Source organism: Coleofasciculus sp., from assembly GCF_046565525.1.
GTDB lineage: Bacteria > Cyanobacteriota > Cyanobacteriia > Cyanobacteriales > Coleofasciculaceae > Coleofasciculus.
In genome coordinates this window covers 1-15,701 of record NZ_JBKHUP010000146.1, presented here as the reverse complement: position 1 = coordinate 15,701, position 15,701 = coordinate 1, and the positions used below count along the sequence as shown (strand labels likewise).

General features: G+C 45.8%; 15 protein-coding genes. 3 read left to right on the top strand and 12 right to left on the bottom strand.

The window, feature by feature from the left end:
- Window positions 1-84 precede the first annotated feature (84 nt).
- Both ACLGGO_RS32075 and ACLGGO_RS32070 read left to right on the top strand, forming a co-directional pair.
- Complete coding sequence (locus ACLGGO_RS32075; protein WP_446422350.1) at window positions 85-294, top strand: PEP-CTERM sorting domain-containing protein; 210 nt, start codon at window positions 85-87, stop codon at window positions 292-294.
- A 295-nt stretch (window positions 295-589) separates the two neighbouring features.
- Window positions 590-814 (top strand): hypothetical protein, encoded by a 225-nt coding sequence (locus ACLGGO_RS32070; protein WP_446422349.1) that lies wholly within the window; start codon window positions 590-592, stop codon window positions 812-814.
- Between the two features lie 135 nt (window positions 815-949).
- On the opposite strand, the gene ACLGGO_RS32065 is transcribed toward ACLGGO_RS32070, so the two are convergent.
- From ACLGGO_RS32065 to ACLGGO_RS32015, 11 genes are all read right to left on the bottom strand, one after another.
- Window positions 950-1,597 (bottom strand): ThiF family adenylyltransferase, encoded by a 648-nt coding sequence (locus ACLGGO_RS32065; RefSeq protein ID WP_446422353.1) that lies wholly within the window; start codon window positions 1,595-1,597, stop codon window positions 950-952.
- Between the two features lie 57 nt (window positions 1,598-1,654).
- Window positions 1,655-1,876, bottom strand: coding sequence for a hypothetical protein (locus tag ACLGGO_RS32060; RefSeq protein WP_446422348.1), 222 nt, complete (start codon window positions 1,874-1,876; stop codon window positions 1,655-1,657).
- Between the two features lie 179 nt (window positions 1,877-2,055).
- The gene (locus ACLGGO_RS32055) at window positions 2,056-3,855 is read right to left on the bottom strand and encodes an adenylate/guanylate cyclase domain-containing protein (protein WP_446422347.1); all 1,800 of its coding nucleotides are present in this window, start codon (window positions 3,853-3,855) and stop codon (window positions 2,056-2,058) included.
- Between the two features lie 174 nt (window positions 3,856-4,029).
- The gene (locus ACLGGO_RS32050) at window positions 4,030-4,947 is read right to left on the bottom strand and encodes a hypothetical protein (RefSeq protein WP_446422346.1); all 918 of its coding nucleotides are present in this window, start codon (window positions 4,945-4,947) and stop codon (window positions 4,030-4,032) included.
- A 340-nt stretch (window positions 4,948-5,287) separates the two neighbouring features.
- Window positions 5,288-6,538, bottom strand: coding sequence for a hormogonium polysaccharide biosynthesis glycosyltransferase HpsP (gene hpsP / locus ACLGGO_RS32045; protein WP_446422345.1), 1,251 nt, complete (start codon window positions 6,536-6,538; stop codon window positions 5,288-5,290).
- A gap of 188 nt (window positions 6,539-6,726) precedes the next feature.
- The gene (gene hpsO, locus ACLGGO_RS32040) at window positions 6,727-7,896 is read right to left on the bottom strand and encodes a hormogonium polysaccharide biosynthesis glycosyltransferase HpsO (RefSeq protein ID WP_446422352.1); all 1,170 of its coding nucleotides are present in this window, start codon (window positions 7,894-7,896) and stop codon (window positions 6,727-6,729) included.
- 136 nt (window positions 7,897-8,032) lie between these two features.
- Window positions 8,033-9,025, bottom strand: a complete 993-nt coding sequence (hpsN, locus tag ACLGGO_RS32035) for a hormogonium polysaccharide biosynthesis glycosyltransferase HpsN (protein WP_446422344.1) — start codon at window positions 9,023-9,025, stop codon at window positions 8,033-8,035.
- 149 nt (window positions 9,026-9,174) lie between these two features.
- Window positions 9,175-10,863 (bottom strand): hormogonium polysaccharide biosynthesis protein HpsL, encoded by a 1,689-nt coding sequence (gene hpsL / locus ACLGGO_RS32030; protein ID WP_446422343.1) that lies wholly within the window; start codon window positions 10,861-10,863, stop codon window positions 9,175-9,177.
- Between the two features lie 159 nt (window positions 10,864-11,022).
- Window positions 11,023-12,486 (bottom strand): phosphoglucosamine mutase, encoded by a 1,464-nt coding sequence (gene glmM / locus ACLGGO_RS32025; protein ID WP_446337993.1) that lies wholly within the window; start codon window positions 12,484-12,486, stop codon window positions 11,023-11,025.
- Window positions 12,487-12,637: 151 nt separating this feature from the next.
- The gene (locus ACLGGO_RS32020; RefSeq protein WP_446422342.1) at window positions 12,638-14,074 is read right to left on the bottom strand and encodes a pentapeptide repeat-containing protein; all 1,437 of its coding nucleotides are present in this window, start codon (window positions 14,072-14,074) and stop codon (window positions 12,638-12,640) included.
- Window positions 14,071-14,403 carry a hypothetical protein gene (locus ACLGGO_RS32015; RefSeq protein WP_446422341.1) on the bottom strand — a complete coding sequence of 111 codons (333 nt, stop codon included), beginning with the start codon at window positions 14,401-14,403 and terminating at the stop codon, window positions 14,071-14,073. Before ACLGGO_RS32015 ends, ACLGGO_RS32020 begins: the two co-directional genes overlap by 4 nt.
- Before the next feature lie 109 nt (window positions 14,404-14,512).
- Here ACLGGO_RS32015 and ACLGGO_RS32010 point away from each other — a divergent pair, with 109 nt between their 5' ends.
- Entirely contained in the window at window positions 14,513-15,352 is an 840-nt protein-coding gene (locus ACLGGO_RS32010) for a prephenate/arogenate dehydrogenase (protein WP_446422351.1), read from the top strand.
- Window positions 15,353-15,421: 69 nt separating this feature from the next.
- On the opposite strand, the gene ACLGGO_RS32005 is transcribed toward ACLGGO_RS32010, so the two are convergent.
- Complete coding sequence (locus ACLGGO_RS32005; RefSeq protein ID WP_446422340.1) at window positions 15,422-15,679, bottom strand: hypothetical protein; 258 nt, start codon at window positions 15,677-15,679, stop codon at window positions 15,422-15,424.
- Between the last annotated feature and the right edge of the window lie 22 nt (window positions 15,680-15,701).

Here is a 15,701-nt window from a genome sequence, read left to right as displayed (position 1 = left end):
AATTAGAACTGTTTTCTCAGGATATGTGGAATGTGAGTTCCGCAGAATCCCCCTTTTTCTAAAAGGGGGAGTGTCAACAATATTATGTATCTGTCTGAGTCGGAATTACTCGATGCTGGCTATGACTTAAATCGCTTTGATGGTGAACATACTATCGCCTTCAAATTCGCTAAATCGGGGATTTGCGATCGCGGCTACTGTACTTCCGTCCCTGAACCCTCTGCTGGCGTGGGTTTAGTCGCCCTCGGCTTGATAATGGGGTTCAACTCTCTTTGCAAGCGTTACTCGGATTGAAAAGTAGGCGCAGCAAAGGTTCCAGCTATTGACAGAATAGGTGCGATCGCGATTCCACGAACAGGGAACGGTGAGGGACGAAATACTACAGAATTAAACCCCATTTATGTATCTTTAAATACATTCTTTATTGAATTTCTCCTGGCTACCAAAGCTGGCGATCCACTGAATGCAGAATTGGCGATTAAATTTGTAAAGATTTTTGACAAAATCCTGACCATTTGCATAAAGGGCAGGAAATAATCCAGAGTAATAATTAGAAACTCAATCAACCTCTCAACCAACCAAGGAAACTATGCGGAACATCATTCTCAGCGGCTTAATCATCTTTTACCTCGTCATGCTACCGCTTTTGTTCACGCGATGGCTAGACTTTTTACAACGTGAGGAAAACCTCTCTCCCGAAGCCCAATTTCACTCGGTCATGTTTTTAGCCATCGCCGCTCTTTTTTGGCCCCTAGTCGTACCCATCTCCTACCTAGAACTCTTAGAGCGCCAAGGACAGCTCCAGAATTTTTGAGCAACCGGAGTGTAATGTCCATTTTCGACACCCCATCAATCACGATTACATCTCAAGTCGCCTGAACTGAAGGAACAAGTCCAATGACTGCATTTACCCTTAACCATTAAACGTCAAACCGGGGATCACCGGCGCTCATACTTCATCATTCAATGGTTGAACGGCTAAATCGGCTAACGTAATGGTAAAACTTCGTTGCTTTTGAGTGGCAACAAAGGTAATAACCACCTCACAAGCAACCGCAACCGCCAGCATCACTAAATTTCGTGCCAAGGGATAATCACAAATATCATCATTGGCAGGTGAGGGAACGCGATAACTATCGTTCCAAATTATCTCCCCATAGTCACTCGCCAATCCGACATGGAGACAGGGAATCTGCACCTGTTGACAATACTCCTTCACCCCTTGACGGGCGACACTATTGTCAAAGGTATCGATGACTAAATGACTGTCCCGGAGTAATTGAGAACAGTTGTCCGCCGTTAGTTCTTTGGCACGCCCATCTATAGTGATACCTAATGCACGATAGAGGGTATTTGTCAAAATTTTAGTTTTATAGGCACCAATATCAGATTTGTAATAGGGTTGAGTGGAAAGATTTCTTTCTTCGATGCGATCGCGATCGATTACCCGCAACTTGCCAAACCCTGAACGTGCCAAGTTTTCAGTCATATTTGCCCCCAGCGCTCCAGCCCCGCAGATGGTTACCGGAAACTCCTGCAACCGTGTCATCAGGGCGGGTGTTCGATAAAGGTTTTCGTGAAAAAAAATAGACATGATCAATAAAATCGGGCAATTACCGCGAGTGCGACATAGCAAATGACTCGTTGGTAACAATTAAATGCTCTCAACGACTTTAACAAAGCCATGTCGTACCCCATAGATTAAGCGAGTCATCGCCTCCTCATGATCTGAGGTAAAGGCATTATCCATCGGTGTTATCAGCAATTCACACCAGTCAGAATGACTGATTTGACCCTTTTTCATGCTTTGAGCAAAGAGTTGACTAAAATCAAAGGAATGACTGATTTTTCTGGGGTGCGCTTTTTTGGGGAACATCTTATGTCTCTGTGCTGAATAGAGATTGTGGTAGACGATAACTAAATTGTAGTCACGTTGGCGGTAAAGTTTCTTGAAAACTCTGTAAAGAAATAATTACTCATCTATAAGAGAACTATACATAAGCCATGGTGACATGGTGAGAAGAGGGAACGGCAATGCCGTGTCCCTACTACAGCTTAGGGATCATTGATTCGGTTCTTTAGTAAATACGTCATCATTTCACCCTTACCTTTAACCGGAATCGTACCTCGCGCTTCAAAGTGATACTTATCCTGCAAATGCTGATAGGTTGAGGCACTCACTTGAATCCCACCAGGAACCCCATGGGATTCCATGCGGCTAGCCGTATTAACGGCATCCCCCCATAAATCATAAATAAACTTTTTCCTGCCAATAACGCCAGCAACCACGGGTCCGGTGTTAATGCCAATCCGGATTTTCAAGGGTTCACCATAGTTAGCGCTAAATTGAGTCACTTGCTGTTGCATATCTAATGCCATATCCGCGATCGCTTCAGCATGATTATCGCAAGGTGTGGGTAATCCACCGACAACCATATAAGCATCCCCAATCGTTTTAATTTTCTCTAAACCGTAAGTTTCAGTCAGTTGATCAAAAGCGGAAAAAATTTCGTTGAGTAGTTTTACCAATTCGGTTGCTGATATCCGTTGCGAAAGATGGGTAAAACCCACGATATCGGCAAATAATACTGTCGCTTCAGTAAAGCTATCCGCAATCGTCTGGTGATTTTGTTTTAAGCGCTCAGCAATTGGTTTGGGTAAGATATTCAGCAACAGGAGTTCGGATTTTTCCCGTTCTGCCTCAATCTCAGCCGTGTACTGTAGCGATCGCACCATATATATAACCAATAGTCCGGTTAATAGCAAGCTACTCAAGAAAGTTACCCCAGCCAGAGGTGGAATTCCTAAACCTGAATCCCGTGGTATTTCCCAGAAACTGAGTAACAATTGCTGATCAGCTATTTGAATCCGGTGGGTATAGATGACAGGGTTACGGCAAGATGATATATCAGGCTTCATTTGGACAGTTTTTGTCCGCGATTGATACAGCGCCAGATAAAGTTCTCTTGAGGGTAAAGACGGATCAGATAGGCAAAAATTCAGCGTATCAATCTGAAGTCCCTTCAGTGCAGTCGTGATAATTTCCTCTAAAGAATAAACCCCAATCATTGCACCCCTAAAAGCCTGACGGCGAGTTTCTGGTGTATTGTGAGGCATATCATTATGGTAAAGTGGTAGTAAAATAGTCAGACTATCGGGTTGTTTACCGGGTATCTTTAGCTTACTCGTGGCGACTAATTGTCCTGTCATTCGTGCCTTTTCCAGTAGGGCTTTACCCACGGGATGAGATGCCAAATCTAAGCCGATAACATCCTGTTGTGGAGAAAAGGTAATCGGAAAATAATCAGAACGAGCCTTAGCAATAACTCGTTTTTTTACTGGATGGTATTCATAAATAGAGAAATTAGCAAACCCCATTTCTGCCATCTGTGCTTCATAACTTTGTCGATCGTTAGCCGACACAGGTTTAACCCAACCTAGGGTTAAAATGCCTGAATGGATAGAAAGAAAATGTTGAGTAAATGCTTTATAATCATCTTGCTGCGCCTGATCAGATGCTTGGTGAAATGCACCCAAGGATACAGCAATATAATAGTATTCATCAATTTTACGTTGGAATGTCGTCGTCAGGTTATCAGCTTGTTGTTGCAATTCTAATCGAGTTTGGTTATTTACCCATCCCCAAGCCGCTACAGTTGCAGCAATTGACAGTCCAATCCCCACACCCAGGGTTAACCCGACTGGAATATAGCGCTGAATCTTAGACAACAAAGGTGTTTTGGTTTTAATCACAAGCCAAGCAATTCCGTTATTTAATCTGGCACAAAAAACTGAACCTATGAGTACGGCGTCAATTGCCCGCCCTACCACTATAGATAGGGTTTGAATAGTCAAATTGCCTAAGTCCTAGTCAGAACAGTATAGAATACCAGTTTTACTGTGATCACACCCTGCTTTAATCTTGACTCAAAGGATTTGATTGTCAAGGTAGGAGGTAGGTATTAGGTTTTGGGTTGTCCTGTGAGCGCTTCGCTGGAGTGATGCATCAGTAGGGATCGAAACTCAAGATTAGAAACGGGCTTCAATCACACCAACTAGGGATTGTAAATCAAAGTCGCGATCGCAACCACTTAAACAAATCCCTGAACTCATCACGGTTAAATCCCCCTTAGCGATCGCACAGGTATGACTTTCCCGATCACGAGTTGTCCATTCCACTTGCCAAAACTCGCCGCGATCGCGAAATGTCCGCAATCTCCCACCTCCCATCTGTAATGCATCCCGCAACCGTTGTTCATCGGTTTGATCAGGATTAGAACCCCCTCTTTCCCGCCGTCTCTGGGGGTGTTGTGGGCGAATCTCCCCCTCTCTCACCTGACGCCGATGTTGTTCTCTCTCCTGATAAGCGGATGTTTGTTGCAATACAAGTTCATAAACCGTCACCATTTCCGGTGTCATTCCCGCAAACCGAACCTGATCCGGTAAAGTAACCTGTTCTAACTGTTCTCTTAACTGTTCAGTCGGTTGGGGTTCAGCGCGTCTGTCTATTTCATCAAACCAAAAAGCCGTACCATCAAAACGGGCAATAATCGGTTCAAATGCAGCGCCTTCGCTAACCAGATGTACAGGTACAGGTTTGATCATACCCAAGCGTTGCTGCATATCCGATTCATTAATCGGATACGCTAACCAAGTCAATGAACGCAACGGATAAGCCAATCGTAAGCGCAGAGGTTTAAGTAGGTTCAGATACTCAGCTAATTGAGGTAAACTAGCCTCGGACACCACCTCAGCCATTTTCTCATCCACAGGACGAAAAATACCCCATCCTTCAAAATCAGCCGGTTGAGGGGTAAAGGTATAAATCAGATTAGCGACTGACGTGCGAACTTGTCCGCCTTGAACACAGGGGGCAAGAAACTCAGTATCCTGAAGTTGGGTTTCTTGGGCGGCTATTTGGTTGAGGAGGTTATCAATATCTGCCATAATCAGTTATCAGTTATCAGTTATCAGTTATCAGTTATCAGTTATCAGTTATCAGTTATCAGTTATCAGTTATCAGGTGTCAGTTATCAGTTATTAGGTGTCAGTTATAGCAGTTCGCTCTCGCGTAGTTACAGTACAAGTGTTCTAAATCCCTCCTGATCAAGCATCCCTCTCTAATGTGTAAACACACCAGCGCGAAGCGCTATATTAGGTATCAGGTGTCAGATGTCAGTTATTAGGTATTAGGTATCAGGTGTCAGTTATTAGGTATTAGGTGTCAGTTATTAGGTATTAGGTATCAGGTGTCAGTTATTAGATATCAGGTGTCAGTTATTAGGTATCAGGTGTCAGTTATAGTTTGATATGCCTCAATCATAGTCTGCGCGATCGCATCCCAACTATAATGCCGTAGTGCATAGTCTCTCCCATTGACCCCACGCCGCTTCTGTTCCCCAGCATCTCTTAACGCTTCCCGTAACGTTTGAGTCAACGACGCCACATCACACCCACAAACCCATCCCGCCTCCGCCCCTTTCACTTCTTGGCAAATATGCACCTGATCCGAAATTACCACAGGAGTCCCCGCCACCATAGCTTCGGCGACAGCAATACCAAAGTTTTCATAATAAGAGGGTAAAACAAATAAATCCGCCCTTTGTAGCAACGCCGCTTTTACTTCCCCTTCTACAAAACCTGTAATTGTCGTATGAGACGATAGCGGCGACGTATGAATCTGTTGTTGAATTTTACGTTCATACTCTGGATCTTGGGGATTCGCGCCAGCTAAGATAAAGTGAAACCCTAACCCTTCAGCTAAAAGAGTTTCTAAAGCCGGAATTAGTAAATCCAATCCTTTTTTCGGGTCAATTCGAGACATAAACAAGAGGATTGGCAATTGGGTAGAGACGTTCCCTGAAACATCTGTAGGGGCGGGTAATGGGACTTTTGTTTCGCCATTGATGATATCGTTTGTGCAGAACCCGCCCTGACGTAGAGACGCACCATGGCGCGTCTCTACATCCTCCGGAGGCGTAACCCCCAAAGGAATCACAATATCCGGCGCATTCGTACCAAAACGTTGAGAAATCTTCGCCTCTTGTTCACTGGTAAAATGAATACCCGCCGCCCCAGCTAAATTAGCACGTTCCCACAAACCGACATAAACTTGTTTTAATCGCCGTTTCTTCTGTAAATCTGCCGGATCAAGCGTACCTAATGGACGCAAAAGATAGGGTAAATTTCGTTTTCGGGCGACTGTTGCGGCGGCGGTGCTCACAGGTGAAAAGAGGGCGTGAATATGCGCCACATCAAATTCCCCTGCATGTTGCCACAACCAACGTAATAATAAGAGAGAAAACTTATAGCGACGGAACGGAGAACACCGGAAATATCGCACCTGATACCCATCCTGCGGGACAGGTTTATCCAAAGGGACATCCAGTGGCGCTTGACCAAAATCCCCATTACTATCGGTGGTCAATATAGTAACATCTACACCTTGATTCGCTAGCGCCTTAGAAAGCCCCAGTACCATTTGACTCGGACCCCCATAAACCAGCGAAATTGAAGGGACAATTTGTAAAATTCGCATTTTTTTAATTCGTCATTCGTCATTTGTTATACTCAAGGGAGCGAGAAGAAAGCTACCTCATATCATCGCCAACTATTTCCAAATCCGATAAAAAAGCAAATCCCAATCCTATAACCCCCTCTGCGTCCTCTGCGTAAACCTCTGCGCTCCTCTGCGTTTTAAAGATATAATTTTGATACCCTGTCTCATCATTCAATAAGTCTCTGATAAAAATCCAACAACTTCCGTGCCAAAGCCTTATTAGTATACTGCCTCATTGCTCGTTCATACCCCAATTCAGCCAACTTATTCACCAACTCCGGCTGCTCCATCAGCGATACCAACTTATCCCGTAACGCTTCTACATTCTTCTCCGGAAAAACCAAACCCGCTTCACCAATCACATTCGGAATTTCTCCAGAATCCGACCCAATTACTGGCACTTTCGATGCCATCGCCTCAATCAAAACATGACCAAACTGTTCTTTCCATCCCGCCGCCGTTAGAGTTTTAAACTTGTACGTCGTCTCAGATGGCAAGACGAGAACATTCATCAAATTGATATAATTTGGTACTTCGTCATGAGGAACACTCTCCACCCAAATCATCCGGTCTTTAATTCCCCATTCCACCGCCTTTTCCATTAACTCAGTTTGCAGGGAACCACGCCCTAGCAGTAACCATTTCCAGCAATGATCCTTGATCCCCGCCAAAGCTTCCCCTAGAGTTAATAACCCTTTTTCTTCAACAAACCGTCCTACAAATCCGACGACAAATTCATCTCCTTGAATTCCTAACTTGCTTTGTAAGTCTGGCTGGACTTGGGGACGAAATCGGCTATCATCCACACCCAATTGAGGCATAACGATAGAAGCCCCCTGATAACCGTGCTGCTGGAGTACCTCCACCGCATCCTGATTTCCCGCAACGAGTCCGTGGGTATTTTGGAGGTTATAATCGTGCAATATCGATAAAGGAAACTTTACCTGATAGGGTAAATTCCACCAGGTAAAGAATAGATTTTTTGCCTTTAGCCCTAAAAGTTGATTCAAGGCAATGAATTGGGCATATCCTAATGACTTTGCGCCTTGTTCAACCTGAATAATTTGGGGGCGGAATTCCCGTAATAAGGGAAGAATATCTGCGCCAAATGTGAGTAATCCCTGATTATTTTGGCTCAAGTTAGAGACAGGTACGACTCTAAATGAACCCTCTTGACGCGGCTGAGTTTCAATAATTTTATTTTGAACGCCCCCTGGACGCCAACGACGGGGTACGACTACGGTGACTTCAATATCAGGTTCTAACTTAGCAAGTTCCCGTAGCTTTTCGCAGTTGAGATCAACAATATAGGTATGACTGGCAACTATAATTCTCATACTTTTTGTCATTTGTCATTTGTCATTTGTCATTTGTCATACTCAAGGGAGCGAGAAGCAAGCTACGTCATTTGTCCTTAGAGAAATGGGGAATAGGGAATAGGGAATGGCAGATAATCACCTTTTCAATCCCCAATCAACTATCAATACTCTTATCCAACGTGGTATAAATTTGTCCCTGATCCCAACTGGACTTGATTTGACTTTTCAGGGCGTCGATAAACCCGATAATGTAGAAACCTGCACGAGTGACAATTTTGATTGGGGAACCACTCTTGTTACAGGGTGGATTTCCCAAAACGTGACAATCAAAAAGCTTAGCGAATAAGCGCACCTGCTGACTGGGGGTGAGGTTTTTCAGCGCCATCAAGAAATGATTGTGATAAAACGTAACTTGGTATTTTAGCGATCGCGTACTAATATCATGACAGCCGCCAGTTTCTTCGCCTAGATGCACCAAATAGGCATCGGGATCATACCAAATCTTGTAACCCGTTTGCCGCGATCGCAGACAAAAATCCGACTCTTCCCGTACCGCACTCCCCCGAAATCGTTCGTCAAACCATATCCCATGCTTGGTAAAAATGTCCCGACGGTAGGACATATTACAGCCTCTGGCGGAAATCACCCACTGAGGTTTGATCGTATGCACTAAGTCAATGTGATACCAGGCAATTCCTGGGTCCATCGCCTGAGGTGGCAAATCCTCGATTTCATAATCTCCTTGATGTTTCTTCTTAGAATCTGCCAGCTTCATCCGGTCAAACACTCGCCCTGCAACCGCTCCAACCTCCTGACGCTGATAGTTACGGGCGTGAGCATCTAAGTACCCAGCAGGCATTTTCACATCATCATCAATAAACACAACAATTTCGCCCGTCGCCCGTCGCACACCATAGTTTCGCGCCCCTGGTAAACTCGCCCAGTTCACCCGAAACCATTTAATTTTCTGGTCATTCGCTAATTGCTGTAAATAGGCTTCGATTTCAGGTTTATGGTTTTGAGTTTGATCAACCACTAAAACTTCTACAGCGGGATACTCTTGCTTGAGTACATCTTCTAAGGTATCTCGCAAGGTTTCTTCACGTTCGTAAGTGGGAATAATGACTGAAATTAAAGGCACATTCACGGCTATTTTTTTGAAATGGTAATTGTTGATTGTTGATTGTTGATTGGTAATCCTCTTCCCCAGCTCTCCCAGCTCCCCCAGCTCTCCCAGCTCCCCCTGCTCCCCCAGCTCTCCCAGCTCTCCCAGCTCCCCCTGCTCCCCCTGATGCACTAGGAGACTACTGGGGTAGCAATTCGGGGTTTAGAGACCTTTTTTTTACCGTTCTTTTGCACGTCAGGTTCATCCTGTTGTTGGACAAGTTTAAGTTTTCGCAGTTCCTGTCTGTCTATCGCGGGTAAGGCTAAGATTGCTCCAGCAAAGAACCAGTAGTATACAGCTACGGGGTCTGTATCCAAAGGATACCAATAGGTGTTATAACTGATAATCAAAACAAAGACCCAATAACTAGAGCCAAAACTGCGTAAATTTTTGTCACGAACTGACTGCTTAGCTTTAAATGTTACAAATGTCAAGTGAGTCACAAACGCCAAAAACGCTAGGGTACCGATCATACCTATTTCAAAGATAAGTTTGGGATAATAGGTTTCAACCAGTGAAACATCCCCAAAGGTGCGAGTAGAATTAGTAGCTCGTCCTAAACCATTACCGAGCAATCCTTTGGTGTTATACATTGCCCATTCAAATTGATGTTGAATGAATGCTTGCGGTGGTGAAGCCTCAGCACGACTCTGAAAACTGTCAATCCGTTCCTGAACCAGTTCGGGATTCGTAGCTAAGCCAATCGCAATCACCAAGGCGAGTCCTACCCCAATCGGAATAAACCGCTTGAGATTCGCTATCTGACCTGTAAGAATTAACAAGAGTATCGTAATAGCTGGAACCAAAGCCAAGGCAATTCGCTGACCGCAGATTACCGCATTTATGAAAACCAGTGCCATTCCCACCAAACCCCCAATCCGCCAGAAAAAAGACGAATCGCTGAATGCGGCAGAAAACGTTAACGCACTATTGGCAATTAGGAACCAACCCCAGTGCCAAGGAGACACAAAAGTTCCTGGTAAGCGAATCATGTTCTGTGATGGACTGTACAGCAAAGCCCCACCAATAAAACACTTCGCATCTAAACTTGCCTTAAATAGCTCAACCCCGGAGAGATGATCGGTGCCAGCACACCTGCCGCTCTTAAGCATTGAGTATTGGATAAGACCTAGCACACAGCAAGTAATTGCCAAACCTAGATGCAAGCGGCTACAAAATAGCAAATCCTTTTTACTTTTGAGCAAATGTTGAGCGCAAAAAACCAGGGGGGCGTATCCTAGTAAAATTTTTAACCCAAAAATTCCTTGAATAAAGGGTTGTCCTGACTCCTTGCCCGTCAACTGCAAACCGTTGACAAAGAATAATGTCAACAGAGACAACACCAAGCAAATACTCAGTGTTGGCATCAGACTTTTGGGAACAAAGAAGGGTTTTTTTTCGCGTCGGCACTGTTGGTATAAGCCAATTAGAGCAGGAAAATAAAATCCATCTTTTGCTAATTGGAGTAGGTTATTGCCGCCAAAAAATTGATAAATTACAGTGCCACTAAAGGGCATGTAAATCAGGAATAGCCACAGAGCCTTGCGGGGATATTTATAGGACAGACCAAAACAAGGTATGATAGCTCCGGCGATCACACCCATCTTCGGTTCGGCAACCACACTCGCGATCGCTCCTAGAAATATCCCTGGCAATAGCGTCATGAACAGCCATTGAATCAGTTCTTGGCGCTGCCGTTGCGCTTGACGCTTTTGGGCTAGCTGCTCCTTCAGACTCAGGAGAGGGGCTTTAGACTGCTTTGACTGCTTTTTTCCTTTTTTTGAGGTTTTCGATTTTGATTTTGATTTTGATTTAACCATGGCAAAGCTGTCACGCTGCCTATCTCTTTCGATTGTGGCATATTCCCAAGTGAGGGAGTTCTTAAAGCAGGGGGAGCAGGGGGAGTAGGGGGAGCAGGGGGAGAAAAAATTAAATGATAGTTCCCTGCGAGCAGTATTGCCTTGGAGCCTTGGAGCCTTCTAACCTAAATGATTTTCGACAACAGAAACCAGTTTGGCTGTCCAGTGCGTTGCCATTTGAGCTTCAACGGCTTCTACCATCACCCGGATGACGGGTTCGGTTCCCGATGCCCGGACTAAAACGCGCCCTTGATCTGCCATAACGGTTTGAGCTTGGGCAATCGCATCCATCAGGGGTTGACACTCTTGCCAATATAAGCGGCGATCGCGGTTTTCGACGCGCACATTTTGCAACAGTTGGGGATAGGTCTGGAAGCTTTGATCAACCAGAGTATTCAAGGAAACCCCCGACTGACGTACCAACGAGGCTAAATGCAAAGCCGTTAACATGCCATCGCCTGTCAAGCCGTAGTGGTAACAAAGAATATGTCCCGACTGTTCGCCGCCGAGCATGGCACCACTGCGATTCATTGCCGCCTGAACATATTGGTCGCCTACAGCAGTTCGCACCAATTTGCCGCCCCTGGCTTTCCAGGCATTTTCAAAGCCCAGATTTGCCATAACAGTGGCAACAATTAAATCGTCAGGGAGTTGATTCGTTTGTCGTAATGTTTGCCCCCAAAAATAGAGAATATAATCCCCATCAACGACTCGACCTTCACAATCAACCGCCATCACCCGATCCGCGTCACCATCAAAGGCAAAACCCATATCGGCAGAGTGTTCTCGTACCGCATTCTGGAGGCAGGTTAAATGAGTTGAGCCACAATTAACATTAATGCGATCGCCATTGGGTTGATTATGTAAACAGATAACGGTTGCTCCCAACTGTGCAAAAACCTGTTCCGCTAAGTGCACGGAAGCCCCCCACGCCAAATCGAGGACGATTTTCATCCCTTGTAAATTGGTCACCGATTCCAGGGGACGCCGTAATGATTCGAGATAACGTCCCACTAATTCCGGTCGGTGGTAATGGTGACCCTGGCTATGAGCAACCACAGCCTTATCCACTATGCCTCGGATACCCGCCTCAATCTGCTGCTGCAATTCCCCAGGCAGTTTTGTCCCTTGGGCGCTAAAAAATTTAATCCCATTATCTTCTGGGGGATTATGACTGGCAGAAATCATCACCCCGCCCACGGCTTCTGAGAAACGGGTAAGATAGGCAACTCCGGGCGTCGGACATAACCCGATATTCCATACCTCCAATCCAGCTAAGTTTAAGCCTTTACTCAGCGCCGATGCCAACATATCGCTGGAGTTTCGCGAATCCTGTCCGACAATCACCGGACCTAATGCTGAGGCTTGCGAATGTAAGACCTGACCTGCCCAAAACCCAATTTGTAGTGCCAATTCAGCTGTAAGCAGTTCTCCCACTCGTCCCCGAATGCCATCCGTACCAAACAAGGGAGTCTTTGGCAGAGTTAGGGGTAAATCCGTTAGCGTTCCATGGGTCGAAGATTTTTGTAGATGTCTGGGGGCAAAACGATATAAGTCCTGACGGCGGACAGGAGACGTAACCATAACTTGAATTTCCTCACACAACACGATACTGTGGAGGATAACACTTTCTTCTATGGTTGTTATAAGTCATTCGTCATTCGTCCCCAGCTCCCCCAGCTCCCCCTGCTCCCTCAGCTCCCCCAGCTCCCCCTGCTCCCCCTGTTCCCCCTGCCTATTGAGATTGCATCAACGGCTTGCCAAAGGCTGGATGGTAGTAAGCTGTCCAGGTTTGATTGTTAGAGTTAGTGATGATGGTTTGAGTGGGAGCTTGGAAAAAAGGACTCGACTTTCTGAAATCCACCGCCATTTTGGACGGATCAATCCCTTGTTCAAGGGTTTTCAGGAACTCTTGAATGGATTGGGATGTTTTAAAGCCCCACTTTTCCAGAACACTGGGTTCTAGCTTCTTGAGCAGCGCGATAATATTTTCTTGGGTAATCGTTGCATCTTTAAAAGGAACAATTCCTAAGTAAGCAATAATCAACAATTCAGCATTACTGGCACTAAAGGTCAAAGAGGTTTTCCGCACGCCAACGTTCACGCTGGGTGCTGTATTGAGAACGGGGAAAGTCTGCGCCAGTTGATGATAAACACTGACTAAGGCTAAATTCGCGGCTATATCTAAAGGGGCATCAATGATAATGGTGACGGTGGGTAAGGTTTCGTTAAAAAACTTGTGCGATACTTCTTCGCTGGACAGGGTAACAACCCGAGAGCGATCGCCCTCTGGACTCAAATCAACCCATTCGCAGACAATACCTTGGGTTTTGAGACCAACACGAGACACCCCATGCAATTTTGCCCCGGTGAGCGTCGCCCCGGTTAAATCCGCCCCAATCCAATCGGCATAAATTAATCGTGCTTGGGTGAGATCGGTATGGACTAAACTGGTATTGAGCAAATTAGCATGACTCAAATCCGCGCCGGTTAAATTCGCGCCGCTTAACTTTGCCTCACTCAGATTTGCCCAACTGAGATTCGCACCACTCAAGTCAGTCCAGCGTAAGTTAGCACCACTGAGATCCGCACCCGCTAAATTGGCACAACTGAGATTGGCTTGTTTGAATTCAGCCTGTCGAACATTGGTATTACTCAGATCAGTACGGCTCAAATCGGCGGCGTTCAAATTAGCACCCTCCAGAATTGCCCCTGTTAAAACAGCTCCCCGTAGGTTGGCTTCGCTAAGATTAGCCCGGTGCAGTTTGGCATTTCTGAGGGCGGCTTCTCGCAGATCTGCACCACTGAGATTCGCTTCTGTTAGGTTAGCGCCACTTAATTTGGCACGAATCAGTTCCGCCCGAATCATCGCCGCCTGAGTCAGTTGCGCTCCCCCCAAGTCCGCTCGAATCAAATTGGCAACGTTGAGATTGGCTTTGGTTAAGTTAGCGTTGGAGAGATTGGCACCACTGAGTCTGGCTACATTAAGTCGCGCCCGACTTAAATTTGTACCAATTAAATAAGCACCACTGAGGTTGGCTACACTTAAGTTCGCGTCACTTAAATCGGCACCACTGAGATTAATCCCACTCAGGTTGGCTTCGGCAAGATTTGCCCCGGAAAAGTTTTTCACGCCAGCGGCATATTTTTTGAGAATTTCCATCACATTCATCTTTCTTCCCCCGTGGAGACCTCCGTTAACCTTACGGGTATAACGGGAGGAGGAAATTGGGGATTCTTTCGGGGGAGTTGAACCTCAGAAAGAATCAGGTTACTGTACATAAGAATAACCGTCTTTTTTATGAATAGGTGTGCAGTATTTGTGACGGATGCCTTGAACCAGCCCATCTTTGTTAATGCATCCCGAATTTGAAAGCCTCGGTGCTGTAAATCAGCTACCCAGACAACCTCGCCTGTGCTGTCGTTAACCAACGCTAGCCCAGTTGTCTGCGGGCTAGGCTCAATCTTGATGGGGAGCGATTCTACTTCTAAGTTCCACACCTCCTGTTTCAAATGCTATCCTTAATTGAACTGCCAGTTGCCTAAAACCCAGCTTTGCCTAAAACTTAATTTAAGGGATTTGATTAGCTTAACGTGGATGGCTATGATCATGAAGATTGGAATTGTTGGGCTGGGACTGATTGGGGGTTCCCTGGGACTGGACTTGAGAAAATTGGGTCATTCTGTCTTGGGAGTATCTCGCCAAGACTATACCTGCAACAGAGCCATTGAACTAGGTGTGGTGGATGACGCCAGTGTCAAAATGAACCTATTGGCAGCTTCTGATATTGTTTTTATTTGTACGCCAATTTCTGCGATCGCGCCAATGCTCCAGGCGTTAATTCCTCACCTATCCCCGGAAACTATTATCACGGATGTGGGTTCGGTGAAAACGGCGGTGGTGGAAGCGGTAACACCCCTGTGGCATAATTTTGTCGGTGGACATCCCATGGCGGGTCGAGAATTGAATGGGATTGAGGCGGCGGTATCGGGGTTATTTACCGATTGTGCTTATGTGTTGACTCCTCTGGATACGACGCCACCCGCCGCCGTGAAACAGGTTGAGCATTTGGTGCGATCGCTCACGAATCGGGTCTATTTCTGTAGTCCTCAAGATCATGATCGCGCTGTCGCTTGGATTTCTCACCTGCCTGTTATGGTGAGTGCGAGTCTCATTAATGCTTGTATCGATGAAACTGACCCGATTGTCCTGGAGTTAGTACAGCAGTTAGCTAGTTCCGGGTTTCGTGATACCAGTCGGGTGGGTGGCGGCAATCCGGAGTTAGGGGTGATGATGGCACGTTATAATCGGGACTTTTTATTGCGATCGCTCCTATCCTACCGTCACTGTCTCGATGAATTGATTGAACGGGTTGAGCAAAGCGACTGGCAAGGCTTAGAACAGCAACTCCAAGACACTCAAGCCGCGCGATCGCAATTTTTCTCCTAATCCCTAAACTCAAAACTTCCCCACTGTTTCCCTAACAAGATGCCGTGAACGCTCACAGTGGCGTCAATGTCAAGGATATCTTTTCCATTGTCTCCTAATCAACCAGGTTAATCCAGCCACAATTACAAAGACAAGCAGACTAAAGAGAACAGGAACTTTACAGATTACGGCGGTTCTAGAAAAAATCGGCTGACAATTTTTATCGGCTGGAGCAAAAGAAGCTCCGGCTACTCCAGCACCGACGATAGCGACGAATTCTTGAAAGCTGCGATCCCCGCATTTCTCACAAAAGGCGTGATTGCGAATAGCAGAAACCTTACCAGACAAGGATTTAAGCCCATTTCTTCAC